We start from the raw sequence: 24,051 nt of genomic DNA on the forward strand, positions 1-24,051 counted from the left end.
TATTCGCCGCCTAGCCGCCCCCCGATTGGAGCTTCACCGCCTCATGATTGGCGATGACTTCCCGAACGACCAGAGCATGCAGCTTCTGGATAAAATCCGGACCGAGCCCGCTCTGTATTGCGAGGGTGCGAAGCCGCTTCAATTGCGCAGCTTCACGTTTGGGATCTCGGGAGACCAGTCCATGCCTAGCCTTGAGTTCGCCGATCGCGTGAGTACAGCGAAAGCGTTCCGCAAGCAGATGCACCACCGCCGCATCCAGATTGTCGATGCTGCGGCGCAGTTCGGCCAGATCGCCGGCAAACTCCTGGTGATCATCCGTCATCGATGGGCACCTCCAGAGAGCGACGCGGCGGACAACCCGCCCTTCTGCAGAATGAAGCCGGCGATCTCATCGACACCTTGGCCATTCTTCAGATTGGAGAAGACGAACGGCCGCGCGCCACGCATCCGTCGTGCGTCCGCTTCCATGATCCCCAGATTCGCACCCACCAGGGGGGCGAGGTCGATCTTGTTGATCACCAGCAGGTCGGATCGCATGATCCCCGGCCCCCCTTTCCGCGGGATCTTCTCTCCGGCCGCAACGTCGATCACGTAGACGGTCAAATCCGCAAGCTCCGGGCTGAAGGTGGCGGCGAGATTATCACCGCCCGACTCGACGAAGCAGAGCTCCGCGTCCGGAAACTTCAGGTTCATGTCATGGATCGCGGCCAGGTTCATCGACGCGTCCTCCCGTATCGCCGTATGCGGACAACCACCCGTTTCCACTCCCATAATGCGCTCTGCCGCCAATGCTTGCGCGCGGGTCAGAATGAGCTGATCCTCCTTGGTGTAGATGTCGTTGGTGATCACGTATATCTCATAGAAATCGCGCAAATGTTTGCACAGCGCCTCGACCAGCGCCGTCTTTCCGGAGCCGACCGGACCGCCGATTCCGACGCGCAGCGGCCCGTTGGTTGCCGAAATGCCGGATGCGCGCAGAGACCTGCTCTCGCGTTCAATCGTGGTCATGACCGAAACAACCTTGTGTACTGGAGTTCGTGCGCGATGGAGGCGAGCTCGACCATCACGGCCGCCGAACCGAGATCGTCGACGGTCTCAAGGCTTGCGATTTCACTGCGCGATAGGATCGCCTGTTCGAGCGCCGCGATAGTGAGCTGCCCATCGGTCTGACCGAGAGGCACCAATCGGACGCCTGCGCTCGCCAGATTGGCGACGTAGCTGTGCAGGAATGCCGGCAGTGCGATGTCGAGCGCTATCCGTTCACGCGCCGCTCGCACACCGAGCAGGACGGCCAGCACGGGCGGACACCTCGGGTCGGAGAAAATATCCAGAATTCGATCCGGCCAGACACTGCGAAGGGTCGCAAGGCACGCGGACGATTGCTGCGCGGATTCGAGCACGAATTCCGACGTGCCACGGGAAGCGGCCGCAAGTTCGGCCAGATCCGGAAGTTCATCTTCGGCGCCCTCGGCGACGCATCGATAGGCTTCGCTGAAGAAGATCGCTTCGTTCCGGCCGGAGCCGTAGCAAAGGTCGGCCTCGAGCCAATCGATCAGGCTGCGTCGATCGGAGACATAGCCGGCCTCCACGGCCCATTCCAGCCCGTGCGAGTAGCTATAGGCCCCGTTCGGGAACGACGGCGAGAGCCAGCTCTGCAGCCTCAGGAGCGCAAGCGCCGTACATCCACGGCTTTCATCTGTCATCGCAACACCATGCCGGCAACGCGTCAATACATGAAATAGCGTTGCGCCATCGGAACCGTATTCACCGGCGGACAAGTTAGGAGGCGTCCGTCCGCCCGCACCTCGTAGGTTTCGGAATCGACCTCCATGTGGGGCAGCGCGTCGTTGAGGATCATGGAATGCTTGCCGATCGATCGCGTATTCAAAACCGGCAGGAGCTGCTTTGCCAGGCCCAGCTGTCTCGTCGTTTCGAGCGAGGCTTGACTGACGAAGGTCACGGAATTTCTGCCGGGAGAACGGCCAAAGGCGCCAAACATGGGCCGGTAGTATTCCGGCTGAGGCGTCGGTATCGATGCATTGGGATCGCCCATGATCGCGGCAACGATCATGCCGGATTTCAATACCATGTCGGGCTTGATCCCGAAGAACACCGGATCCCAGATGACGATGTCCGCGAGCTTGCCTACTTCGATCGAACCGACATAACGCGACATTCCCTGCACGATGGCCGGATTGATGGTGTATTTCGCGACGTAGCGCCGCGCCCTGAAATTGTCGTTATGCCCGCTCTCCTCGGATAACCGCCCGAACTGCTTCTTCATCTTGTCGGCCGTCTGCCAGGTCCGCGTAATCACCTCGCCGACGCGCCCCATCGCCTGGCTATCCGACGACACGATCGAGAACGCGCCGAGATCGTGCAGGATATCCTCTGCGGCGATCGTCTCCTTCCGGATGCGGCTCTCCGCGAAAGCGACATCTTCCGGGATACGGCGATCCAGGTGATGGGTCACCATCAGCATGTCGAGAGCTTCGTCGAGCGTATTCGCGGTGTAAGGCCGCGTGGGATTTGTCGACGCTGGGATGACGTTCCTCTCTCCGCAGATCTTGATGATGTCCGGCGCATGGCCGCCGCCGGCCCCTTCCGTATGGGCCGCGTGGATCGTCCTGCCCTTGAATGCCGCGATCGTGCTCTCGACGAACCCGCCTTCGTTCAGGGAATCGGTGTGGATCATGACCTGCACATCCATGTCGTCGGCGACAGAGAGGCAGCAGTCGATCGCCGCGGGCGTTGCACCCCAGTCTTCGTGAAGCTTCAAACCGCATGCTCCGGCCTCGATCTGCTCGACCAGGCCGGCGGGTACGCTCGTATTGCCCTTGCCGAAAATGCCGAAGTTCATCGGGAACGAATCCAGCGCCTCGAGCATCCGATGGATGTGCCATGGCCCGGGCGTGCAGGTCGTCGCCGTCGTTCCGGCGGCAGGTCCGGTGCCGCCACCCATCATGGTTGTCACGCCTGAGAAGAGCGCTTCGTCGATCTGCTGAGGGCAGATGAAATGAATGTGCGTATCCATCCCGCCGGCGGTGAGGATCTTGCCCTCGCCGGCAATGATTTCGGTGCCTGGTCCAATGATGATGGAGACACCCGGCTGAATGTCGGGGTTGCCCGCCTTACCGATGGCGGCAATGAGCCCGTCCTTGATAGCAATGTCGGCCTTGACGATTCCCCAATGATCGAGGATCAGCGTGTTGGTAATGACCGTATCGACCGCACCTTGCGCGCGCGTGAGCTGCGATTGTCCCATGCCGTCGCGAATGACCTTGCCGCCGCCGAACTTCACCTCTTCGCCGTAGATCGTTAGGTCCTTCTCGGGCTCGATGAACAGATCGGTGTCTGCCAGACGCACCCTATCGCCGACCGTGGGGCCGAACATCTGCGCATAGGCTCTGCGGCTCATCGTATGGGACATGTCTTCCTCGCCCTATTCGTTGGAGCCGGACGCATCGGTTCCTGACCCCAGAGGTCCCATCACGCTGCCGCTGAATCCGTAGACGCGCCGCGCTCCGACAAACGGAATCAATGAAACCTCGCGCGATTGACCTGGCTCAAACCGCACGGCCGTTCCGGCCGGAATATCGAGGCGGCATCCGCGAGCGACGGACCTATCGAACGTGAGAGCAGCGTTCACTTCGGCGAAGTGATAGTGGCTGCCTACCTGGATGGGCCGGTCGCCGGTGTTGGAGACGGTGATCGATAGACCCGTCCTGTCCCCGTTCAGGACGATGTCGCCGTCATTCGAAATGACCTCCCCGGGAATCATGCCACGCCTCCGAGCAGCAGCAGCCCGACAAGGCCGGCACAGACACCCGCCGCGCGAATCAGGCCTCTCCTTGCCGCGCTTCTTCCCCAATGGCCAGCTACCATACCGACAAGGAGGAGAGCAGCGGTCGCCATTGTGAAGCCGACGACGTAGGGAACAAGCATCGAAGCCGCTTGTGTTCCGTGCGCGTGACCATGGAAGAATGCGAACAGGCCGACCGCCGCCGCACCCAGCATGACGGGCATCCTGAACTCGAACGCAACGAACGCTCCCAGCGCCACCACCGAAAGGCTTATGGCCGCCTCCACAAAGCTCGCCTGAAGTCCCGCGCTTGCCGCGACGAAGCCGGCCAACATCGCGATCAGAAAGGTCAGCGGCCACACGGCTCTCGCAGATCCGCCCGTGAGCGCGCTCCACATTCCTACCAATGTGATCGCAATCAGATGATCCGCGCCGCTGAACGGATGGACGAGGCCGGCGTCGAACGAGCCGCTCATGCCCAGGACAGGATGAGCGAAAGCCGGCGAAGCAAGCATGCTCAACACCGCGACGCAAAACAGGACGATACGCATCATCAGCTCCTATCGGATCGGGTTGTGCACCGGGACCAGCTTGGTCCCGTCGGGAAATGTCGCCTCCACCTGGATCTCGCGAATCATTTCCGGGATGCCTTCCATGACCTGGTCGCGGCGCAGAAGCCGGCCGCCTTCGGACATCAGGTCCGCGACCGTCCGTCCGTCGCGAGCGCCTTCCGTGATGGCATCCGAGATCAATGCGATGCTTTCGGGATAATTCAGCTTGACGCCGCGCGCGAGCCGGCTACGCGCAACGATCGCAGCGAGGGCGATCATCAGCTTGTCTCGTTCCCGTGGCGTCAGATTCAAGGTGCTTCTCCCGCTTGGCCGTGCTGTTAACAGGACCACATCTTCGGCACCCCGAAGGGCCCCGATCCGAGTTCGTGGTTGAGTTGATCGAGGAAGCGGCGCAGACCTCGTCTGAGATCCGCGCCGGAAATCGCGGCTACCCGGATCACGATGATCGCGCCCACGATCGTGACGCCGCACGCGCATTCGAGCGAGGCACCGATCTCGCGCAATCGCTCGAGTCGGCTCTCAGGACGTGGACCGAAATAGATCATTGTTGCGATCGCTTTCCAGGTCGCAAGCAGAGCCGTCTTCCGAAGCTGCGGAAATACCTGGTCAGACGCCAGGAAGCCATCCGCCCACACCAGACGGCCGTCGACCCTAATTCGCCAATTGTCCAGGAGATGTCCGCCGAGAACCTCCTCGCCGCTCTCGATGCGGCCAAGAACCAGCCACTCGAGGGCGATCAGCTCGGTGCCCGAGCTCACATCGATCTCGGTCTGCCGCGCGATGCGGGCCTGGTTGAAGACGATCGCCTCTTGTGGAAGCCACGCTAGTCGAGCGGCTCCTTCGGCCCGTAACCGGGTCAGGATTCGGGCAGGCCGATCCAGCGCCCGATAGACCTTCTCCGCGGCCTGCGTGGTCACCACGACCGACGCATTGCCTTGAGCGACCACATCGACCCTGATCTCGTCGCCGCCTGCGACACCTCCCGAGGTGTTGATCAGGACCGCCTCCTTGCACCGATGATCATCGACATTCGGAAAGGCAATGGCCATTGGAAACTTCTGATAGATGTCGCTGATCTCCGTATCGCTTGCCGCGCCGGAGAACACCATGCGCGCGGCCCCTTCGGCGCGCTGCAGGACGACTTTTTCCGCCGCATCCTGCCCTCCTCCCGGAAGGCCGGGACGGGCTGTGGATTTGCCACGAGAGCGCTCATGAATCACCTTAAGCATTCGTCTCGGGGCTCGGGGTTGACGTTGCATGTTTGGCTTGCGGATCAACGAGAAGCTGGGCGTGGAGCGGCAAGGCCGGCCACGCCCAGCTTCGGGTTGCGATCAGAACCCTGCCAGCCCCTGCGGGCTGTTGTACGGAATCTTGACGCTGCCGATCTCCTTCAACGAGCCGTCCGGTTGCGTGCTGTAGCTGACCAGCTTCGAGGCGTTGCCGTAGATCTGATAGAGATAGGCGCCATCCGGCGTAATCCAGCTATCGCTGGGGCCACTCGTCACGGTTCCGTTCAAGCCCCTCGCAGTGCCGTCGCCGGGAACCTTCGGACATGCCGGATCGCACGCAACCTCCAGGCCGGCACCATTGATGCGGTAGCTGCTGATGTTGCCGTAGCCGAAATTCGTCGCGTAGATCGTGCGGTCGTCGGGCGCGACGGCGAGCCAGCACAGCTCGGTCGGTACGCCCGCGCTGGTGTCGATCTTGACGAGCGGGCCAATATTGATCGAGCCGTTCTTCTCGATGGTACACATGGAGCACCCGTCGCCGACGGCATAGCCAATGACGAACGTATTCGGACGCTGGTGCAGGAAGGCGATATAGAAGGGCGAACCAGCCTTCGCATCGTAGAACCTGGCCGGGCCGAGCGAGCCGTCCTTTCGCAGAGCGAACACGGCGAGGCCGTCCGGATCCGGTGCGTTCGAAGCGATCGAGTGCAGCGCGCCGCCGGCCCGCTGGACCCAAAGGATGGGCGAGCCGTCCGGATACAGGCCCGTCAGCGCAATCGGCTCATCGAAAGTGGTGCCGACGAGCACCAGCTCCTCGTTCGGCGAGACAACGACCATGGTGGAGACGCGGTTTCGCTTGCTGGAAGTGTTCACCGTGTACCGCTCGGGCCGCGCCTTGAGCATGCCCTCGGCATCGACCGACATCAGCCGAAGATGATCCGGCCCGAACGAGTGCAGCACGAAGAGCGTGCGCGTCGACGGGGCGAAAGCCAGCGATTTGGCCGTGCCGCTCCGTCCTTCGATCGGATTGCCGGTCGACTTCACATCGAGCAGCGTGAGGCGGCCATCGCTTTCCAGGCGGAAGCTCGAAACGGAGTTGTCACCGCCGTTGGTCGCAAACATGAAGCGCCGATCGGATGTGATGATCACACTCCCAGCGCCCTCAAAGGAGTTGGGCGCGCTGTCCTGGCCACTGATCGGCTTGAACTCACCGGAACCGGCACCGCCCGTCTTGATGCGTTCGACCTCGACCAGTTTGCCGTCCGCCTGCCGCGTATAGTGAATGATCGCATTGTCGACTTCATTGGTCTGGATGTAGAGATGGCCGCCCTGTCCTTTCGACATCCCCATCTCACTCGTCGTCGCCTCTTTAGCCATCTGTCGCTCCTTTGATGATTGGCTTTGGTTGAATCGAATGATGTCCCGTGACTGCACCGGTCTTAATGCTTCAACGGAGGGTATCCATCGACGTAAACCCAGTCGGATGCCTGCGCTGGCACATGGCACGCCTGACACTCGGCCCTGTAATTCGACGTCGTCGTTCTTGACGGATCGCCGGCGTCGAACCAGGACCATCCCCAGCCGTCGCCCCACAGCGCGTTTTCCGGGTGACTGTTCGCTGCGTCCTTCACCATGACGAACCACCCCTTCAAAACGTCGGCACGGCTGACGGTGCCGGTCGTCATTTCAGAAGTTGCCGCCTTGAACACTTCCTTGATCAGGACGGCCCCGTCGGGAAAGCGTTTGTCCTTCCGATAGGCGTCGATCGCGCCGGGCGAAGCGTACACGACGTGTAACTCCTTCGAGCCGCGTCCGTCGTCCAGCGCAATCGCCCAGCTTCCGAGGAGCTGATAAGTCGTGCGGTAATCAGCAGGCACATGCAGATGCCCGTCACGGTCGGCAACACGCGCGTCGGTGGAAGCACCACCCGCTGCGTGCGCCCATAACTGTGGCTGCCTGATCGCAAACGCTCCCGCCAGGATCACGACCAGGGTCGCACAAGCTGCTTTGAGGATTTTCATGCCGACCTTCCGCCGATTACGCGGTCACCGCGCATCCTTGTTGTCGAGCAGCGGATAGAATTGGGTCCAGACCTCATCCTTCTTGGCGTTCGCGATATGGCAGTAGGCGCACTCGTCCTTCGACTTCACCTTGGCCATTGGCGCCTTCGGCTCGTGGTGATTGAAGTTGAAGTAGCCCCAGCCGTTGGTCTCGGCGAAGCGCTTCGAGTCCTTGACGGTCACGTCCGCGCCGTTCCACTTGCCCGGGAAGTAGCCGCGTCCCGACGCCTCCGTTCGCGAGCCGTCGGCATTCTCCTGCGGCAGCGTCAGCTGCAGTTCCTTGAACAGGATCGTCCCTTCGGGGAATTCGCCGGTCTTCTTATAGATCGCATACGAACCCGGCTCGATATAAACATTGTGGAATTCCGGGAAGTTCGCCTGCCCGCCGTTGAGGGCATTCGGCGTCAGCGGCGAGCCGACATAGACCCACTCGTGGAAATTCTTCGGTAGGAGCAATTGCCCGTCCGCGGTATATTCCGGCAGATAGCGCGTATTGGTCTGGGCGCTGCTATCCTTGAGCGAGCCGAAGAGCAGGATCGTTGCGACTGCACTGCTTACGATAATCGCCGCTGCTGCCTGGAATCCCACTCGCATTGCTTCCTCCTGCGACTGCGGCCGACACGCGGGGTACCGGCACGGTTAACTTGTCGATAAACGACATAATCGGTCGCAGAGCCCCTTGCGCGATGGAGATTGCCTTCGCTTGTTCTATCTTGATGTATTCCGCAGCGATCTTGCGATCGAAGCGAGCTTCGTGCTTCGCAAGCAAGAGGCATGGCCCGACTGCGGCTGCACCGCCGCGCGGACAGCGCTCGCACCGGGAGGATGCAAGGTCGGCTGGTCTGAAAGCGGGCTTTCTCGGGTGATGATTCGCATCACCTGAGAACGCTCGCGACACAAGGAGGTCGGCCTCGCCCTCAAGTGGCCTGCCGTTGACCTGAAGATCGGTTGGACGTCTCGTCAGGCGCGAAGCCGCCGAAGATTGATGCTGCGGGACGGCCGGCCGATCAGCTAGCTGGTCCGTCACGCCCGCAGAGGACGCTCGCGGCAGATTCGGTAATTGTCCTGCCAGGGACGAAGCCTTTCGAACGCTGCGCTCGCAGCCAGTACCTCGAAATCGGCGTTTCGCCGACCTATGATTTGCATCCCCACCGGAAGACCGTCGGATAGTCCCGCCGGAATCGAAGCCGCCGGATGGCCAGTGAAGTTGACGAAGTAAGTCAGGCCCCATCCGATGAGAGGATCGATGTCGACACCATTGATCGACCTCGGCCCAATCGTGTTGCCGTCGCTGGCGTTGTCGACCGGCGGACACGCGACAGTCGGCGTTACCAGCAGATGAAATCTGCCGAGGACGCTCTGGAACGCGTCGTATACCTCTGACCGGACAGCCTGGTCGCGGAAGAAGTCGAGCCCCGACATGCGATTGGTCTTCTCGACCCAATCCATGTATTCGGGCGGAAAGTCGTCGCGATGCTCGCCGAACAGATCGATGCCATCGCGTTTCATGTTCTCGATCGCCTGCAGATTCAGAAGCATGTAGAGGCGCGACCAGACGTCACTCAGCTCCCGTTGCGAGCGTGTGATGCCGAGCTTCACTTCCTCCACGTGAGCGCCGGCTTCCTCGAACGCCCGTAGCGCCCGGCCGACGGTCTCCGCGACCTTTGCGTCGATCGGAAAGACGTCCAAGTTTGGACTATAGGCAATCTTGAGGCCACGGATGGACCGACGGGTGGCGGCGGTGAAGTCGACGGATGGCTCGATCAGGCTGAAGGGATCTCGCGGATCATGGCCGGCAAGGACGTTCAGCGCGATCGCGGCATCCTCGACCGTCCGCGTGATAGGCCCTTCGAACAGGAACGGAGAGTCGGCCGTGCCGAACGCATTGGGACGCACAAGGAACGGCACTCGGCCAAATGACGCCTTGTAACCGTAGACACCGCACCAGGCGGCGGGGATTCGGATCGAGCCGCCGGCATCCGTACCTTCTGCAATCGGCAGCAGTCCATCGGCCACCGCCGCGGCGCTTCCTCCGGAGGACCCGCCGGTATTCTTGGCGAGGTTGAAGGGGTTGCGCGTGGGACCAAACAGGTAATTATCGCAAGTGCCCCGGAATCCCATCAGAGGGCTGTTGGTCTTGCCGAGGAACACCGCTCCGCCGCGCTTCTCCATCCGCTCGCAGAACATGCAGTAGCCGTTCACGACGTGGTGCTTGAGCGCACGTATACCGCCCAGACTCGCAGGCCAGCCCGGTTTGAAGTCGAACAGATCCTTGAGCGCTGACGGAATGCCGTGCAGCGGCCCGAGTGATTCGCCGGCGACCACTGCACGCTCGGCCTCTTTCGCTCTCGCGCGAGCGCCGTCGAAATCGAGATAGACCAGCGCATTCAGGCTCGGGTTGCGCGCTTCGATACGACGGATAAACGCATCGACCACTTCAACCGGCGACAGCTCACGGCTCCTGATGCGAGCCGCCAGCTCGTGCGCAGTGAGGTAAGCGAGTTCGTCGGAATGCAAAGTTTGGCTCGCGCTCGTCATCATTCCTCCTTTTGAACCACTTCGGGGCGAACAGCATTTGACATTGAAATTGTCCGCCCCTGCGCAGTCGCTATTGCTTCGTCTTTCGCAATCTTGATGCATTCACCGCGACGGCCATCGACAAGGCATCGATCAGGGTTCATGTGCGCTTGAGCGGGCTGCACGGCGTGCCGATGCACATCCGGACACCCCGCGCCTCACTGCATAAGGGCACGCGCCATGGACCGACCTCCCGTTTCCCGCGGCTTCAAACCAAGGCGGCAGACATCCGACGCCGCCCGGTTGCCACCAGGGCAGTATCTGACGACCGACTTCCCGGTACTGTCCGCCGGACCCACGCCGGAGATCCGTGTCGCCGACTGGAAGATTGCACTGCAATTTGGCGGCGCGTTGCTCGGGAAATGGAGCTGGGACGAATTCGAGGCGCTGCCCCAAAGCAGGATCACAGTCGACATTCACTGCGTCACCAAGTGGACGAAGTTCGACACGGTTTGGCAGGGAGTGAGCCTCGACGATCTTCTCAAGGTCGCCGGAGTGAGCGAACCGCCGGGCGCCTACGTCATGGCGCATTGCGACGGCGGCTACACGACGAACCTTCCGGTCGCCGACCTCGTCGCGGGAAAGGCGATGATTGCCACGCGCTATGAGAGGTTGCCGCTCGCTCCCGCGCACGGTGGTCCTGCCCGACTCTTGGTGCCGCATCTCTATTTCTGGAAGAGCGCAAAGTGGCTGCGACGGCTCCGCTTCATGCCCAACGACGAGCCGGGTTTCTGGGAATCGCGTGGCTATCACAACTATGGCGATCCCTGGCGGGAGCAGCGTTATGACGGCGACTGATGCACCCCTGCAGCAGCCCAGCATCGCATGGCAGACCGGTCGGGTGCAGGCCATCCTGGCCGAAACCAGCCGCGTGAAGAGCATCATCCTGCAGCCGGCGACATGGTCCGGGCACTGGCCCGGCCAGCACGTCGACATACGTCTCACGGCCGAAGATGGCTATCAGGCCGAACGAAGTTACTCGATCGCATCGCCTCCGGAGGAAAAACTGCTCACCCTCACCGTGGAACGGGTCGACGACGGCGAGGTGTCCTCTTATCTGCTCGACGAATTGCGGGTTGGTGACGCTCTCGAGTTTCGCGGGCCCATCGGGCGGCATTTCATCTGGAACCCAGACTCGCGGTGGGCCGATTTGCCTGGTCGCGGGCGGCACAGGGATTACGCCGCTGATGGCGATGCTGCGTCACCGCGACAGGTCGCTCGCACATGTACAGGCATCATTGATCTATTCGGTACGCAGCCTGGCCGACGTCGTGTACCGGGATGAACTCGATGCGATGGCTCACGGCGATCGCGACCTGCGCCTCGTCTATGCGCTGACCCGCGAGCATCCCGCTGACTGGAGCGGACATAGGGGGCGGGTCAATGAGATTCTGCTCGCAGATAACAGCTTTGCGCGCGAGCACAATCCGAGCTTCTTCGTGTGCGGACCCACTGGGTTCGTCGAAAGCATCTCGAGCAAGCTGATCAAGCTCGGCTTCGATCCCCTCAGTATCAAGACGGAACGATTTGGACCATCAGGAGGATGATCGCCATGGCAGACAATATCGCCGACCTCATTCTCGGTGGTGACGCAGGGACACGCTTGCTTCAAGAACCCTTTGCCTCCGACATCACGCTGATGAAGATTCGGTGTGCGGCATGCAACACCGTGTCCAGTCTTGGCGCATTAGTCGTCGATAGCAGCCCCCTGGAGGCGCTCGTCAGGTGCGCCGATTGCGGCGGCGATCTGATGAGGGCAACGCGAACCCAGAACGGCTGTGTCCTTGAATTGAGCGGTGCCCGGCACCTGTACTTCTAATTGCGGTGTCGTCCGCCAGACTCCGAAATCAAAGACCTTTCATGCACGGTGAAGACATCCATCTCACTGAGATCGAACGCCAGATTGCCGCCGCAGTTGCGACCCTTCGCGAGTTGATCGAACAGGCCGCCTCATATTCTGTCGCCGTGGGTGAAGAGCTCCTCGGCAAGCAAATCGACGATCAGGCCGCGCGGCTCGAGATTCTGATCAGGCATCGCGAAGTGCTTCTCAGATCCAGAACTGGAGAAGACTGAAAGGGTCGGCAAGCGCCGGCGACGGGGTCTGGAAGCGAAGCGTCGACTGAATAATCCGTCCCGTCCGCGGTCCCGCAGTCCGAACGCATGACGGTTGCGCCCGGCCCGCCGGTCAGATCGACTTCACCTCGCCCCCATCCATTCGTAACGCCGAGCCGGTCATCCAGCGCGCGCCGGACGATACGAGGAATGCCATCAGCTCGGCAATTTCCTCCGGCTCGCCATAACGCGCGATGCCGGCCTCCTTGGGAAACTTCGCCGTCGCCTCCTCGAGGCTCATGTCGTGCAGGGGCGCCCAATGCTGGAGGTAGGAACGGCGACGGCCGGTCATCACCGGCCCCGGCAGGACGCTATTCACCTGGACGCCATCGCTGATTCCCTTGTCGGAGAAGGCCTTGGCCAAAGCGACGATCGCAGCGTTGATGGTGCCGACCGCGGCATACGGCGCGTTGGGAAAGGAGGCGGAGTTTCCCGACATCATCACCACGGCCCCCTTCGCGACCATGAGCGCCGGCCAAGCGGCGATCGTGAGCCGCCGAGCGCCATGCAGCTTCAACGCCAGCCCCGCTTCCCACTGAGCCTCCGTCGTCTCGAACAGTTCGACCTGAGGTACCGCACCGGCGATATTGAGCAGCGCATCGATCCGGCCGAAGGCCGCCAGGGTCTGGGCGACGACAGATTGGGCAGCAACTGGCTCGGCCAGATCGACATCGATCACCAGCACCTCGGCGCCGGCGGCCTTTACCGCCTTTGCGGTATCCTCAAGGTTAGCGCGATTTCGCGCCACCAGGACTAGCGCCGAGAAATCGCGCGCCAGACGCACTGCAGTCGCCCGGCCGATTCCCTGGCTCGCACCCGTCACGATCGCCACTGAATTCGGCATTTCAACTCTCCCGGAATACCACGCTTGCAAACATCAGTCGCGAACAACGACCATCTTTCCGGCCGCCTCGTTCGCCTCCATGACGCGATGGGCCTCGCGAATCTCGTCGAAGCGAAAGATGCGGGCTGGCTTGACATCCAGCCGGCCGGCCGCGGCGTCGGCGGCAATTTCCCGCAGCGGCACGTCGGAGAGCGGAAACCCGGGCGTGCCGAACACGAAGCTGCCGAAGAAGGTCAGGTACACGCCGCTCGGCATCTGTAGCAGCGGATTGAAATCCGGAATCGGATCAAGCCCGCCGAGCCAGCCGGCGAGACAGGAACGGCCGCTACGGCGAAGCATGGCAAGGGAGTCGAGAACGACGCTGTTGCCGACGAGGTCCAGAACTGCGTCTACCTGCTTCGCCTCGGCCAGATGTTTTGAGAGATCCCGCCGTTCGATCTCGCACCGCGCGGCCCCGAGCTTCTCCAGCATGGCGAACCGTTCCCGGCTGCGCGTCGTCGCAATCACCCGCGCTCCGGAATTGACCGCGAGCTTGAGCGCCGCTTGACCAAACGAGGAGGTCGCTCCCCGGATGACAATAAGCTGGCCTCTCTGGAGCTCGAGGTTTCGGAACAAACAGGTCCATGCCGTCGCGAAGGTTTCGGGTATCGCTGCGAGCTCAGCCCAGGGCAAATCTGCGTCGATCAATGCGACGTTCGAGACTGGAGCACGCGTGTACTCGGCGTAGCTGCCATTGATGGTCCGGCCTAGGCCGCCCATCAGTGCGGCCACCTTGGCCCCCACGGGAAATTCTCTGCCCGGGCACGACGTCACAAGACCGACGCATTCGATGCCGCTGATCGGCGCCGCTTCGACCCATTCGCCTCGGCGCATGTGCATCTCTGCATGATTGATGCCGAAGCCCTTGACCTCGATCACGACATGGCCAAACTGCGGTTCCGGGTCCGGAACGTCCCGATAGACAAGGCTGTCCAAGCCGCCGAATTTTTCAAGAACGATGGCAAGCATGATGGTTCTCCTGGCGTCTGGCGCGGCGGAAAGCGCTGATCATGCAGTGGAGATCGGCTGCGCAAGAAAATTACCGATCGCCGCGGCGATCTCCTGGGCATGCGTCTCAAGCGCAAAGTGACCCGTGTCGAAGAAGCGCACTTCGGCATCCGGGATGTCGCGCTGGAACGCCTTCGCGCCAGCCGGCAGGAAGAAAGGATCGTTCTTGCCCCAAACTGCCAGCAAGGGCGGCCTGTGCTTGCGGAAGTAGGCCTGGAATTCCGGATACATGGCGACGTTGGTCCTGTAGTCGCCGAAAAGGTCGAGTTGGACCTCGTCGGCGCCGGGGCGCGCGAGATAATGGTTGTCGAGCGTGTATCCATCAGGAGAGATCAAGGAGGCGTCAGGCACCCCGTGGGTGTATTGCCAGGCCGTCGTTTCCGGCGAAAGGAATGATCGCAGCACCGCCCGGTTCGCTTGCGACGGATCTTGCCAGTAAGCACGGATCGGGCTCCAGCCTTCGCTCAATCCCTCCTCATAAGCATTGCCATTCTGTGAAATGATGGAAGTGATACGCTCGGGATGTCGAACAGCCATCCGAAAGCCCGTCGGCGCGCCATAATCGAAGACGTAGAGCGAGAAACGAGCAAGTCCGACGATTTCCGTGAACCGTTCGATCACCTGCGCCAGGGCGGCGAACGTATAGGCAAAACTTTCGCGAGCCGGCATGTCTGACTGGCCGAACCCGGGCAGATCCGGCGCCACCAGTCGGAAGCGATCCGAGAGGGCCGGGATTAACTCGCGGAACATGTGGCCCGCCGTCGGAAATCCGTGAAGCAGCAGCAAGACGGGCGCGTCGGCCCGGCCAGCCTCCCGATAGAATACGTTCAGTCCGTCCACGTCCGCCTTGCGGTATCGAATGCTCGTCATCTGCGGTCCCTTGCGGCTCCCCTCGACGCCGGTTGCGTCTTGTGAAAAGGATGACCCGTTGGCAGCCGATCCGCGGCGGTCTGACGTAGCTATTTCGCGGCTCGGCACGATCCGGTTACAGCCCTGGGATTTTTCTGCCCAGCACGAAACCCCCTGTCACCTCCTCTGCCCGACTGATCACCCTTCTGATCGACTCATTCGAACTCCCTGCGATAGTCGGAGGGCGTCCAACCCGTCGCTTTGCGAAAGGCTGAGCTGAAGGAGCTCGTTTGCGCGTAGCCAAGGCTGAGCGCGATGTCCGTAATCGATACCGCGCGATCCGCCAGTCTCGACTTGGCGAACTCCATACGCCGCTGGACCTGATACTGATAGGCCGGGATTCCGAACGACTTCTTGAATGCGCGGCAGAAGTGGTGAACGCTGAGCCTGGCAAGCTCGGCGAGCTTCAGCAGGCAGACTTGCTCGCCCAGATGCTCCTCGATGTACTCGACCACGACGCGCTTCTGCCAACCTGCAAGACCACCGCGGCTGACCGGTGCCGGTTCGCGAACAAGATGGTGATCAGACCTGGAAAGCTCGTGGGCAAGCACGCCACAGAGCGCCTCGAGGTAGGGCGCGCAATTCGTCTCCGCGCTCTCGATTGCCTTCTTCAGTTTGGAGGCGGTCTCCCAGACCAGCGGATCCTCGAAGTATATCCTTGGCGCGAGCCCGTTCTTGCTGTCGTCGGACTTATGAAGCGCGGCGGGATCGAAATAGAGGAAAGTCACCTGCGCCGACGAGGCGGTCTCATACCATTCCCTGTAAGCGCGTCCGGCCGGGACAAAGGTCAGTCTGTGGTCGGAACCGCGCAGCTTCGACGAACTGAGACCATCGATGGAAGTCTCGCCGCCTTTCCGTGCCCCCTCGTTGTATAACGCCAGGAGGTGTCTCGATCCCTGAAAGCGAAATTCAATCCGGTTGCCCAACGGAAGGTGGACGCTCTCCGAAAACCACCAGCGCCAGCCTATTCCAAGGCGCTTCACCGGCTCGGAAGGCGTTATGCTGACCGTCGGATGAAGCGCCGCCTCGGACGGCCTGGACGTTTGCGTCGCGTTCACCGGACTGATTGGCGAAGCGGAGACAACCATTCGCGGCGCACTCTCACTCGAATTTGATACATACATCCCCATCGTCGTCGCCCTGTTCTGTGCTCCGGATGGCTGTGTCCAGTCGTCAACGAACTTCTGCTCGGAGGAGACGCCTTGATCGCACGGATGCGAGCGTTGAAGCTGGAAGCTGCAAGTGGCGTCACCTCGCCGGTTAAAGCGAGATGCCAACACCGGCTGGCAGCCCCGCACAGGAGCACCATGCTTTTCATCACCCTGGCGGGCAATCTCACGCTTGTGCTGTTCCGTCCCATACCTAGGTATGGGGTCCGCGTGCAGGGACGGCGCTGGCGATTGGCTGCGCGGTGCCAGCTCCGGAGAGACGCTTCAGCCCTGGAGTTGGAGCGCCTCAGCCATTCGAACGAGCGTTGCCGCGGTCTTTGCCCCGAGCTTCCGCATCACGCTGCCGCGATGCATCTTGACCGTCGCTTCGCTGATCGAGAGTTCGCTGGCGACCTGCTTGTTCATCAGACCGGATGCCACCAGCGTCATCACTTGCCGCTCGCGCGTGGTCAGGAGCGCAAACTTCTCCTGCAACTGCGCAAGGTGCGCGTTGTCATCGCGTCGATCGATGTCCTTTCGGATCGCGGCGGTGACCGCATCGAGAAGATCCTGGTCACGTATCGGCTTGGTGAGAAAATCGACCGCGCCCAGCTTCATGCCCCTTACCGACATCGGAATGTCTCCGAAAGCGGTCATCAGGATCACCGGGATTCCGACGTTGATTTTTGTCAGGTACTCCTGCAGCTCCAAACCGCTCGTACCCGGCAATCTGACATCGAGCACAAGACACGCGGGCGCATCGGAAAGGTCAACCTTGAGGAAATCCGGAGCAGATCCGTACAAGGCGACCTTGTAGTGCAGGGACTCGAGCAGGTCGCCAAGGGACTCCCGAACCGCGCGGTCATCGTCGACAATATGAACAATGCCAGAAGCAGGCATGTCTACCGGCTTTCCGACGTCCGAACCGCCTGGCGAAGCGGGAGAACGAAGGTGAACCTCGCTCCGCGCCTCCCGTTTTCTTCCACCCATAGCTGTCCTCCGTGGAGTTTCACTATCTTGCGGCAGATCGACAGTCCCAGACCGAGTCCCGCCCCCTTCGTCGTATAGAGCGTCTCGAAGACCCGCTCTCTATCAGCCGGGCTGATGCCAACCCCCGTGTCCGCGATTACGACGGAAATCATACCATCGGCGACCCTCGAAGAGAGAGCCAAAATGCGGTTCCCCTCCTCAACCCCGGCCATGGCCTCGATCGCGTTGCGCACCAGGTTGAGCGCAACCTGCTGGACCTGAACACGATCCGCTTCGACATGAGGCGATGATCGATCGAAGTCGGTCCGGACGATGATGCCGGCTCGCTCGATCTCCCTTTTCGACAGAAGCAGAACCTCCGTAACCGCCTCGTTGATATCGAACTCGGAAAAATGGACCTGCGTACCCCTCACGAGAGATCGCACCCCAGTCACAACCTCCGCGGCGCGGCGAGCCTGCCTGATGATGCGTGCGGCCGACCTCCGGGCAGCCGCGGCCTGGACGGGATCTCTGGAGAGCCATCGGAGGCAAGCTTCCGCGCTCATGATCATCCCCGTCAGCGGCTGATCGATCTCGTGAATGATCGAGCCGGCGAGCTCGCCAAGGGACGCCAGACCCGTCGCTCGCGCCAGCTCGTTCCGTGCGTCGGCAAGGGCTTGCTCCGCCGCCTTCCGCTGCGTGACATCGGTGATGATGCCTTCCAGCTCAAGGTCTCCCGTCGGCCCGTCATCGAACTGCCCGACGGCGGTGACATGCAACGTCTTGCCGTTTCGATGGACCACCCGGTAGTCGTGGGAGAATGGCGACTTCGCGCTGATCGCCTCGGTGAGAGCCTGCTCCAGCGCGGGATAATCTTCAGGATGGACCCGGCTCCTGAACACCTCGAATGGCACGGGATTTAAGTCGAGATCGATATCCAGAATGCGGTAGCATTCGCGCGATCCACGAGAGAGCAGCGTCCGGGTATTCCAGCGATAGCTGCCCATCCCCCCGATCTGCTGACCTCTGACCATCCACATGTTGGTCTCGCGCAGCGCCTCGAAGAGGCGTACGGATTCGAATAGGACGGCGGCCTGGTTGGCGAGCATCGATATCACCCAGACGCATCGCGGCGTGAAGATATCTGCATCTCCGTCCGCCTCGATATAGAGAACGCCGATCGCCCAGTGCTGGTGAACCAACGGCAGGCATAGCTGGGTTATCTTTCCAGACGGCAGGTTCGCATGATCAACTAGCGCCGACCTCTCCACGTCAACCCGCCTCACCACCGTTTCCTTGCGATCGAGCACCTCTTCGGCGAGATCACTCGGCAAGCGGAATTGCGCGTTCGGCGGGAAGGAGGCGAGGAAGTTCGCCCTCTCGCGCGGGAAGCTCGCATCGGCTTTGGCAAGCAGCTCTCTTTGCCCGCCGAGCAAGATCGCCCCCCGAGTCGCGCCGGAGTAACTCAGCGCCTCCATGAGGAGAGCCTTGGCCAATCCCTGATAGCTAATTTCCTTCGAGATGATCCGAAACGCCTTGGCGACCAGATCCAGTTCGTGCCTCTCGTGATCAAGCCTCATACCGAGATGTCTCGTCGTCACCTTCATATCCAGACGTCTCGACGCATCACCTCGCGGCCTGCGCATAGAGGGCTGGGGACGAGAGCGTGCGTCAGTACGTCCCGAGATGTAACGGGACTCGCGAACGTTGCCAAGTTTTGCTGCGGGGAGCCACGGTTCACGAACCCGCAACAGACACTTCACCGCGCATCGCGCTTTTTTTTCGAAGCCGGTGTAACCAATGCGATGGCTGCTTCGAATAATCACGAAAGTGCGGAAGAGTGTTACTGCGCCTTGCTGGTCATTGGCATGGCGCTCGCCATGACTGCTTCTGCCTTGCGGGGTATCTCAAGCCGCAAGTCGCTTCACGACCCGCACCGTGTCTTGCTTCAGAAGATACAACGACACCGCAAGCAGCACGACATCCTTCATCAGGAATGGGACATTGCCCGTCATCGCCGGAAAGCCGCCCGCCGCAGCGTCCCAACCATCCGGCATGAACGGAATGATCGTGACCGTCGCAATGAAGGTACCAGGTGGATCCAAGGGCCCCTAGAATGCCGAGGCGCTTGCTCCAGAAGCCTGCGAATATCAAGGCGCCGAAAGTCCATTCGGAGACGCCAAGAAACCAACTGGCCCCCTGATGGCCGAAAGCGGGGTAGAGCCACCAGATCAAGGGACCGTTGCTAATGAAGGGCTCCAGGCGATCCGCCTCGTACGCCCACCATTTCTGGTAACCGAAGAAGAAGAATAGGATCACCATCGAAGCCCGGACGATGTGATAGTCCAGATTTCCCGCCAGCAGACCCGATACCGGCAGCTTGCTTGCGAACGATTTCCGCGGAATGCTCGTCAATAGGCTCATGATGTCGATCCTTTTATCTTAGCTAACAGCCGCTTGTGTGGCCTGCGTCTGGCCGAGATCGATCAGAAGCCGGCAGACAAGACCGTCGGGCGCGAAGTCGAGATCGACCTGCGCCCCCGGTAACACCTTCGCAATCAATTGCGTGCCGAAGCCCCTGCGTTCCGGCTTGGTCACCTTCGGTCCACCGCGCTCGCTCCACTGGATGGCAAGGCGTTGTCCGCCGAGATAAGGCAAGCTCTTCCAGATCACCTCGACGGCTCCCGCAGCCGATGTCAGCGCGCCGTACTTGCTCGCGTTCGTCGCCAGTTCGTGAATGATGACGTGCAGCGACAGCGCGATGTGAGGCTCCAGCGCAAGGTCCGGTCCAGCGAGCAGAATCCGGTCCTTGTGAAACATTGCGTGCGGCTTGAGCGTTCGCTTCAGCATCCCCGCAAGAGGCACGCGCTGCTCTCGCGCAGACTCGATAATCCTGCAAGCATCGGACAGGATCGAGATCCGGGCCGAGAGCGCGGCCCGAAAGTCCGTCGTCGTGCTCGCATCGGTGTTGTTCACGAAACACAAGACGATGCTGAGGATATTGCGCATTCGATGCTGCAATTCCCGTACGACGAGCTCCAGCGAATCATCGCGGGTCGGAGCGATCCGCTCGTGGTTCGCGCCCCCGCTTTCATGACGGAATGAACCGGTGACAGTGCGCCTCATATGCAGGCCTATCGCTGTTTGCTGAACCGGATATCGGTCAACAGCCGCGGCAGATTTTCAGCTTCTTGTCGAGATCTGCCTCCAGATCTTCCTGTTTTCGGTTGAAGTCGGTAATGCGCTTCTGCACCGCATCCTCGGCGAGCGAATTCGGCATGAAATCATTGCCGCGCGGCTGCACCTGGACGCTTGCAGCCGTGCTCGACGCTTTCGGCGACGGCGCCGCGACTGGATCTGCCAGGGCGGCCAGGGGAACAGCGGCGAAGCCCAGGATGAGGGGTGAACGGAGTTGCATGGTCGTACCTCAACGCAGTTGATTGCCGTGAAGACGCGCGCACTATGCAACATAGGTTCGAACCTCGCTGTTTGTGGATTGCGCCGACTGAGGCGATATTGTTGGAATGATTCCGTTTAGCCTGACGCAACCTAGGGCGATGCCTGCGCGGGCATTTTCTCCGCGAGTATGACTGAGCTTGAGAAGAGCTTGCTGTCGTCAGCCCAATCGGCGATGGGACTCCATCCGCCGGCCTGCAGCAGGACAAAGGCATCCCTCCGCCCGTATTTGCGGCTGTTCTCCGTGTGGATGGTCTCGCCCTTCGACAACGAGAAGACGCGACCGTCGACCTCGAAGTGGGCGTCGCGAGTGGCTTCCAGATGCATCTCGATACGCGCCTCCGCATCATTCCACCGCGCCAGGTGGCGAAATGCCCCCAGAGGAACCGAGCCGCCCAGTTCGCGATTGATCCGATGCAAGAGATTGAGATTGAAGGCGGCCGTCAGCCCTTGCGTGTCGTCATACGCCGGCAGCAGAAGCCTCTGATCCTTGATGCGGTCGATACCTATCAGCAACATCGATCCGGTACCCAGCGTCACCGCCATAGCCCGCAACAGATCGACCGCCGCAGGCACGGCGAGGTTCCCGATTGTCGACCCCAGAAAGACGGCGAGGCGCGCAGTCGACGCAATCTCTCCCGGCAACGCAAAGGGATACGTAAAGTCGGCCTCTGTTGGATAGATCGGTAGCCTTGGGAATGCCTGCGACAGGTCTTCCACCACCTCCCGGAGGAATTCTCCCGAGATGTCGATCGGCACATAGGCGATGGGCGCCGTCTCCGCCAGCAGCAGTCGCGTCTTTGCCGACGAGCCCGAGCCGAATTCTATGACTGCGCGGTCGGGCCCCGCCAGCGCGGCGATTTCCGATGCAGCGGACGCCAGGATCGATCGCTCAGTTCGCGTTGGGTAGTATTCGGGCAGTAGCGTGATGGCTTCAAATAGAGCCGACCCGCGACGGTCATAAAGCCATCTCGCCGGAACTGCCTTTTGCACGAGGCTCAGCCCTTCCATGATGTCACAGCGGAACGCCGTCGTCAGGTCGGCGGCCCCGGATCGCACCTCGTACTGGAGTTGAAGCAATTTTGTCTTTCCTTCGCGCGACGTCCCGCTTGCCCGGCCGGCGGCGGCCATGGCGTCAGGAGACCAATGCCGCCAATTTCTTCAAGCCGCGGTGGATATTGATCTTCACCAGGGCCGCCGACTGGCCGGTCGCACCTGACGCTCGCGCGATGCTGAGACCATTGAGCTTCACGAGGCGGATCACACGCTCTTGCGCGGGCTTCAGCCGGCCGAGCAACTGGTCAAGCGCAGCAGCGCTGAGCGTGGCACTTTCGTGATCCTCGACTGCGATGTCCTCATCGAGCGCGAGCGCACTGTAGCGCGATGCATCGCGAACCCGATCGACCCATTTGTAGTGGGCAATCGCCGTGACCCAGGCCCCGAAGGGCTTCGATGGCGCAAACATGTGGCGTTTCGCGTGAATGGCCAAGAGCACCTCCTGCCGCGCATCGTCGGCGGCGGGATAGGGAAGCCGGCGCGCATAGTAGGCCCGAAGCCATAGATCCAGCTCCCGAAGCAATTGCTCATATGCGGCTCCATCCCCCGCTCGCGCCGCAAGCATCAGCCGGCCCCATCGCTCCGAGCAGTTGTTCCATCTCTCCCAGCGGGCCGTTTTCCGGCGATCATGCCGCGACCGATCCGCATCGTCCGGGGGCCGCGCATACCCGGCTTCGTCGCCACCAGACGATTGCGTAGCCATAGAGGACGTCACGTCGTCACTCGAGACCGCTTTCATCTTCGCAGACTCCTGTCGAGACACTCAAGCAGCGCGCTGGTTTCGAACGGCTTTCTGAGCAGGCAGAATGCGCCTATCGAGGTCGCCTCCGCGTCCAGCTGCTTGTGAGGAAGCGCGGTAATGAGAATCACCGGCGCTCCGACCTTCTGCTGCTGGAGCTCGCGAACGAGGTTGAGCCCGCCTATTCCAGGCATGTGAACGTCGGCGATGATGCAATCGAAGCTGAACCGGTCGGCGTAGCTAAGTAGCGTTTCGGCGCTGTCAAACGGCTCGGAGCGGTAGCCGATCGATCGCATCAGATCCACCAAAGACAGGCACAGGGCCTCGTCGTCATCGACGACTCCTACGAAAAGGGACCTTCACCTGACTTACCCTCGCAAGGCGCAACCATCATCGAAACGCGATCGCAACGAGGTCGACCGGCGCGCTGGCCGCACGCCGTCCGACGAAGCGACCGCCGTCGTAACGCTCCATGCTTTTTCGCGAGAAGCGCATGTTCGGTCTCCCCGAGTGAGGAAAATCCAGTAGTTGCGCCAAGATTGGTTGCGCAGATGAGCCCGGAGCATGCGTTCGGCAGGTGCCCCCCTACAATCTCACGATTGTGATGCACAAACCCATACTTTGGTATGGGTTTGCGGCGGCGGCACGAGCCACCGGGGCGACACGGACACGCAGCTGCAAGACCGCCCTTCGTCTCACGACGTCGTCCGCAGACACCGGAACTCGAGCGAGGTCAGGCTACGCTGACACGGTTGCCGGCAGCCGAACGGCGCAATTTTGAGAAACGCGCGATAAGCCGCGCACAGCGCGCCCTTCGAAGCTTGGCTATCGTTCAGGCGACGATAAGCGTCGACGCCACCCTTGGCACCAATCCGCAACCTCGATGACGAGACGACATCCGATGGACCATCTCATAAAGAAGCTGTCCGAGCTCGATCTGGTCAGGGGCGATTTTGACTACCATGCCACTCGTGTGGCGATGATCGTGGTCTTCTTCGTCTTCAGCTGCCAGAAATGGTTCGACTACGAAGCGCATGCGTTGATTCCATTCATCAGCCACGGCCCTCTGATCTTCTGGCTGTATCCGGTGTTTGGCGTGCGCGGGGCGGCCTACTTCCTGGGTTCTGCGGAATTGCTGTTTGGATTGCTTCTTGTGCTCGGCTTCTGGAACCGAAAACTGGCGGTCTTGGGATCACTGGGTTCATGCGCGACCTATGTCGCTACCGTGACGATCATTCCGTTTTTCCCTGATGCCTGGGCCGCGCCGGCCGGTGGCTTTCCCGCAGCGACCTTGCCGTTCCTCTTTCTCATGAAGGACGTCGTACTGCTTGCGGCTTCCGTCTATCTGCTCAAGCAGGACGTCATCCGCGCAGCAGCCGAAGGGTCCCCGGCGCGGGACAGGGTTATTCGACAGGGAGCGATACACTAGCACCGGTTGACCCGAGAAGAGCAAGATCAACGCCGACGAATACATTCGTAGACCAGCGCGGCTTGCTGACGACGCGGGTCAAAAAGCTGCCGGCGGCTCACG

The 24,051-nt window shown here is 61.3% G+C and carries 30 protein-coding genes and 2 pseudogenes; 7 read left to right on the plus strand and 25 right to left on the minus strand.

Going from position 1 to position 24,051, the window contains the following annotated elements; all coding sequences use genetic code 11:
- Nucleotides 1-10: 10 nt before the first annotated feature.
- From ACVWW1_RS20550 to ACVWW1_RS20600, 11 genes are all read right to left on the minus strand, one after another.
- A complete protein-coding gene (locus ACVWW1_RS20550; RefSeq protein WP_456657248.1) occupies nt 11-322 on the minus strand; it encodes a chorismate mutase in 312 nt (103 codons plus the stop codon).
- Nucleotides 319-1,008, minus strand: a complete 690-nt coding sequence (gene ureG / locus ACVWW1_RS20555; RefSeq protein WP_456657249.1) for an urease accessory protein UreG — start codon at nt 1,006-1,008, stop codon at nt 319-321. The genes ACVWW1_RS20550 and ureG overlap by 4 nt, the downstream gene beginning before the upstream one ends.
- A complete protein-coding gene (locus tag ACVWW1_RS20560; RefSeq protein ID WP_456657250.1) occupies nt 1,005-1,703 on the minus strand; it encodes an urease accessory protein UreF in 699 nt (232 codons plus the stop codon). Before ACVWW1_RS20560 ends, ureG begins: the two co-directional genes overlap by 4 nt.
- A 23-nt stretch (nt 1,704-1,726) precedes the next feature.
- Nucleotides 1,727-3,430 (minus strand): urease subunit alpha, encoded by a 1,704-nt coding sequence (gene ureC / locus ACVWW1_RS20565; RefSeq protein WP_456657251.1) that lies wholly within the window; start codon nt 3,428-3,430, stop codon nt 1,727-1,729.
- Between the two features lie 12 nt (nt 3,431-3,442).
- Nucleotides 3,443-3,781, minus strand: a complete 339-nt coding sequence (locus ACVWW1_RS20570; RefSeq protein WP_456657252.1) for an urease subunit beta — start codon at nt 3,779-3,781, stop codon at nt 3,443-3,445.
- Nucleotides 3,778-4,353 (minus strand): HupE/UreJ family protein, encoded by a 576-nt coding sequence (locus ACVWW1_RS20575; protein ID WP_456657253.1) that lies wholly within the window; start codon nt 4,351-4,353, stop codon nt 3,778-3,780. Before ACVWW1_RS20575 ends, ACVWW1_RS20570 begins: the two co-directional genes overlap by 4 nt.
- Nucleotides 4,354-4,362: 9 nt before the next feature.
- On the minus strand, nt 4,363-4,665 hold the full coding sequence (locus tag ACVWW1_RS20580; protein WP_456657254.1) for an urease subunit gamma: 303 nt from the start codon (nt 4,663-4,665) through the stop codon (nt 4,363-4,365).
- Nucleotides 4,666-4,691: 26 nt separating this feature from the next.
- The gene (locus tag ACVWW1_RS20585; RefSeq protein ID WP_456657255.1) at nt 4,692-5,483 is read right to left on the minus strand and encodes an urease accessory protein UreD; all 792 of its coding nucleotides are present in this window, start codon (nt 5,481-5,483) and stop codon (nt 4,692-4,694) included.
- Between the two features lie 222 nt (nt 5,484-5,705).
- Nucleotides 5,706-7,109, minus strand: coding sequence for a lactonase family protein (locus ACVWW1_RS20590; RefSeq protein ID WP_456657256.1), 1,404 nt, complete (start codon nt 7,107-7,109; stop codon nt 5,706-5,708).
- Nucleotides 7,043-7,624, minus strand: coding sequence for a cytochrome P460 family protein (locus ACVWW1_RS20595; protein ID WP_456657257.1), 582 nt, complete (start codon nt 7,622-7,624; stop codon nt 7,043-7,045). The genes ACVWW1_RS20590 and ACVWW1_RS20595 overlap by 67 nt, the downstream gene beginning before the upstream one ends.
- 24 nt (nt 7,625-7,648) lie before the next feature.
- Complete coding sequence (locus tag ACVWW1_RS20600) at nt 7,649-8,257, minus strand: cytochrome P460 family protein (protein ID WP_456657258.1); 609 nt, start codon at nt 8,255-8,257, stop codon at nt 7,649-7,651.
- A 109-nt stretch (nt 8,258-8,366) separates the two neighbouring features.
- Between ACVWW1_RS20600 and ACVWW1_RS20605 the strand changes: the two genes are divergently transcribed.
- The gene (locus ACVWW1_RS20605; protein WP_456657259.1) at nt 8,367-8,546 is read left to right on the plus strand and encodes a hypothetical protein; all 180 of its coding nucleotides are present in this window, start codon (nt 8,367-8,369) and stop codon (nt 8,544-8,546) included.
- A 140-nt stretch (nt 8,547-8,686) separates the two neighbouring features.
- Here the strand turns inward: ACVWW1_RS20605 and ACVWW1_RS20610 are convergent, their stop codons facing one another.
- The gene (locus ACVWW1_RS20610; RefSeq protein ID WP_456657260.1) at nt 8,687-10,201 is read right to left on the minus strand and encodes an amidase; all 1,515 of its coding nucleotides are present in this window, start codon (nt 10,199-10,201) and stop codon (nt 8,687-8,689) included.
- Between the two features lie 219 nt (nt 10,202-10,420).
- On the opposite strand from ACVWW1_RS20610, the gene ACVWW1_RS20615 reads away from it, so the two are divergent.
- From ACVWW1_RS20615 to ACVWW1_RS20635, 5 genes are read left to right on the plus strand one after another with little or no spacing between them, the layout of a single operon-like run.
- Nucleotides 10,421-11,038, plus strand: coding sequence for a sulfite oxidase-like oxidoreductase (locus ACVWW1_RS20615; protein ID WP_456657261.1), 618 nt, complete (start codon nt 10,421-10,423; stop codon nt 11,036-11,038).
- Complete coding sequence (locus ACVWW1_RS20620; RefSeq protein ID WP_456657262.1) at nt 11,025-11,525, plus strand: FAD-binding oxidoreductase; 501 nt, start codon at nt 11,025-11,027, stop codon at nt 11,523-11,525. Before ACVWW1_RS20615 ends, ACVWW1_RS20620 begins: the two co-directional genes overlap by 14 nt.
- On the plus strand, nt 11,434-11,787 hold the full coding sequence (locus ACVWW1_RS20625) for a hypothetical protein (RefSeq protein WP_456660629.1): 354 nt from the start codon (nt 11,434-11,436) through the stop codon (nt 11,785-11,787). The genes ACVWW1_RS20620 and ACVWW1_RS20625 overlap by 92 nt, the downstream gene beginning before the upstream one ends.
- A 5-nt stretch (nt 11,788-11,792) precedes the next feature.
- Entirely contained in the window at nt 11,793-12,059 is a 267-nt protein-coding gene (locus ACVWW1_RS20630) for a DUF6510 family protein (RefSeq protein ID WP_456657263.1), read from the plus strand.
- Between the two features lie 41 nt (nt 12,060-12,100).
- Nucleotides 12,101-12,313 (plus strand): hypothetical protein, encoded by a 213-nt coding sequence (locus ACVWW1_RS20635; protein ID WP_456657264.1) that lies wholly within the window; start codon nt 12,101-12,103, stop codon nt 12,311-12,313.
- A gap of 112 nt (nt 12,314-12,425) precedes the next feature.
- On the opposite strand, the gene ACVWW1_RS20640 is transcribed toward ACVWW1_RS20635, so the two are convergent.
- The 13 genes and pseudogenes from ACVWW1_RS20640 to ACVWW1_RS20700 all read right to left on the minus strand — a co-directional run.
- Entirely contained in the window at nt 12,426-13,196 is a 771-nt protein-coding gene (locus ACVWW1_RS20640; protein WP_456657265.1) for an SDR family oxidoreductase, read from the minus strand.
- A gap of 33 nt (nt 13,197-13,229) precedes the next feature.
- Nucleotides 13,230-14,204: a zinc-binding alcohol dehydrogenase family protein gene (locus tag ACVWW1_RS20645; protein ID WP_456657266.1), complete on the minus strand. Its 975-nt coding sequence runs from the start codon at nt 14,202-14,204 to the stop codon at nt 13,230-13,232.
- A 39-nt stretch (nt 14,205-14,243) separates the two neighbouring features.
- Nucleotides 14,244-15,113 carry an alpha/beta fold hydrolase gene (locus tag ACVWW1_RS20650; protein ID WP_456657267.1) on the minus strand — a complete coding sequence of 290 codons (870 nt, stop codon included), beginning with the start codon at nt 15,111-15,113 and terminating at the stop codon, nt 14,244-14,246.
- Between the two features lie 194 nt (nt 15,114-15,307).
- Nucleotides 15,308-16,432, minus strand: a complete 1,125-nt coding sequence (locus ACVWW1_RS20655) for a helix-turn-helix domain-containing protein (protein ID WP_456657268.1) — start codon at nt 16,430-16,432, stop codon at nt 15,308-15,310.
- A 153-nt stretch (nt 16,433-16,585) separates the two neighbouring features.
- On the minus strand, nt 16,586-17,200 hold the full coding sequence (locus tag ACVWW1_RS20660; RefSeq protein ID WP_456660630.1) for a response regulator transcription factor: 615 nt from the start codon (nt 17,198-17,200) through the stop codon (nt 16,586-16,588).
- Nucleotides 17,201-17,202: 2 nt separating this feature from the next.
- A complete protein-coding gene (locus tag ACVWW1_RS20665; RefSeq protein WP_456657269.1) occupies nt 17,203-18,876 on the minus strand; it encodes an ATP-binding protein in 1,674 nt (557 codons plus the stop codon).
- A 300-nt stretch (nt 18,877-19,176) separates the two neighbouring features.
- On the minus strand, nt 19,177-19,374 hold the full coding sequence (locus ACVWW1_RS20670; RefSeq protein WP_456657270.1) for a DUF417 family protein: 198 nt from the start codon (nt 19,372-19,374) through the stop codon (nt 19,177-19,179).
- Between the two features lie 58 nt (nt 19,375-19,432).
- A pseudogene (locus tag ACVWW1_RS20675) lies at nt 19,433-19,693 on the minus strand (DUF417 family protein); the annotation flags it as partial.
- A gap of 18 nt (nt 19,694-19,711) precedes the next feature.
- Nucleotides 19,712-20,395: an HWE histidine kinase domain-containing protein gene (locus tag ACVWW1_RS20680; RefSeq protein WP_456657271.1), complete on the minus strand. Its 684-nt coding sequence runs from the start codon at nt 20,393-20,395 to the stop codon at nt 19,712-19,714.
- Nucleotides 20,396-20,432: 37 nt separating this feature from the next.
- Nucleotides 20,433-20,687, minus strand: coding sequence for a hypothetical protein (locus ACVWW1_RS20685; protein WP_456657272.1), 255 nt, complete (start codon nt 20,685-20,687; stop codon nt 20,433-20,435).
- Nucleotides 20,688-20,818: 131 nt separating this feature from the next.
- On the minus strand, nt 20,819-21,856 hold the full coding sequence (gene egtD, locus ACVWW1_RS20690) for an L-histidine N(alpha)-methyltransferase (protein WP_456657273.1): 1,038 nt from the start codon (nt 21,854-21,856) through the stop codon (nt 20,819-20,821).
- A gap of 4 nt (nt 21,857-21,860) precedes the next feature.
- Nucleotides 21,861-22,520, minus strand: a complete 660-nt coding sequence (locus tag ACVWW1_RS20695; protein ID WP_456657274.1) for a sigma-70 family RNA polymerase sigma factor — start codon at nt 22,518-22,520, stop codon at nt 21,861-21,863.
- A pseudogene (locus ACVWW1_RS20700) lies at nt 22,517-22,852 on the minus strand (response regulator transcription factor); the annotation flags it as partial. The gene ACVWW1_RS20695 and the pseudogene ACVWW1_RS20700, both read right to left, overlap by 4 nt.
- A 569-nt stretch (nt 22,853-23,421) precedes the next feature.
- Between ACVWW1_RS20700 and ACVWW1_RS20705 the strand changes: the two are divergent.
- Entirely contained in the window at nt 23,422-23,949 is a 528-nt protein-coding gene (locus ACVWW1_RS20705; protein ID WP_456657275.1) for a YkgB family protein, read from the plus strand.
- Nucleotides 23,950-24,051 lie beyond the last annotated feature (102 nt).

Source organism: Bradyrhizobium sp. JR3.5 (assembly GCF_054057015.1).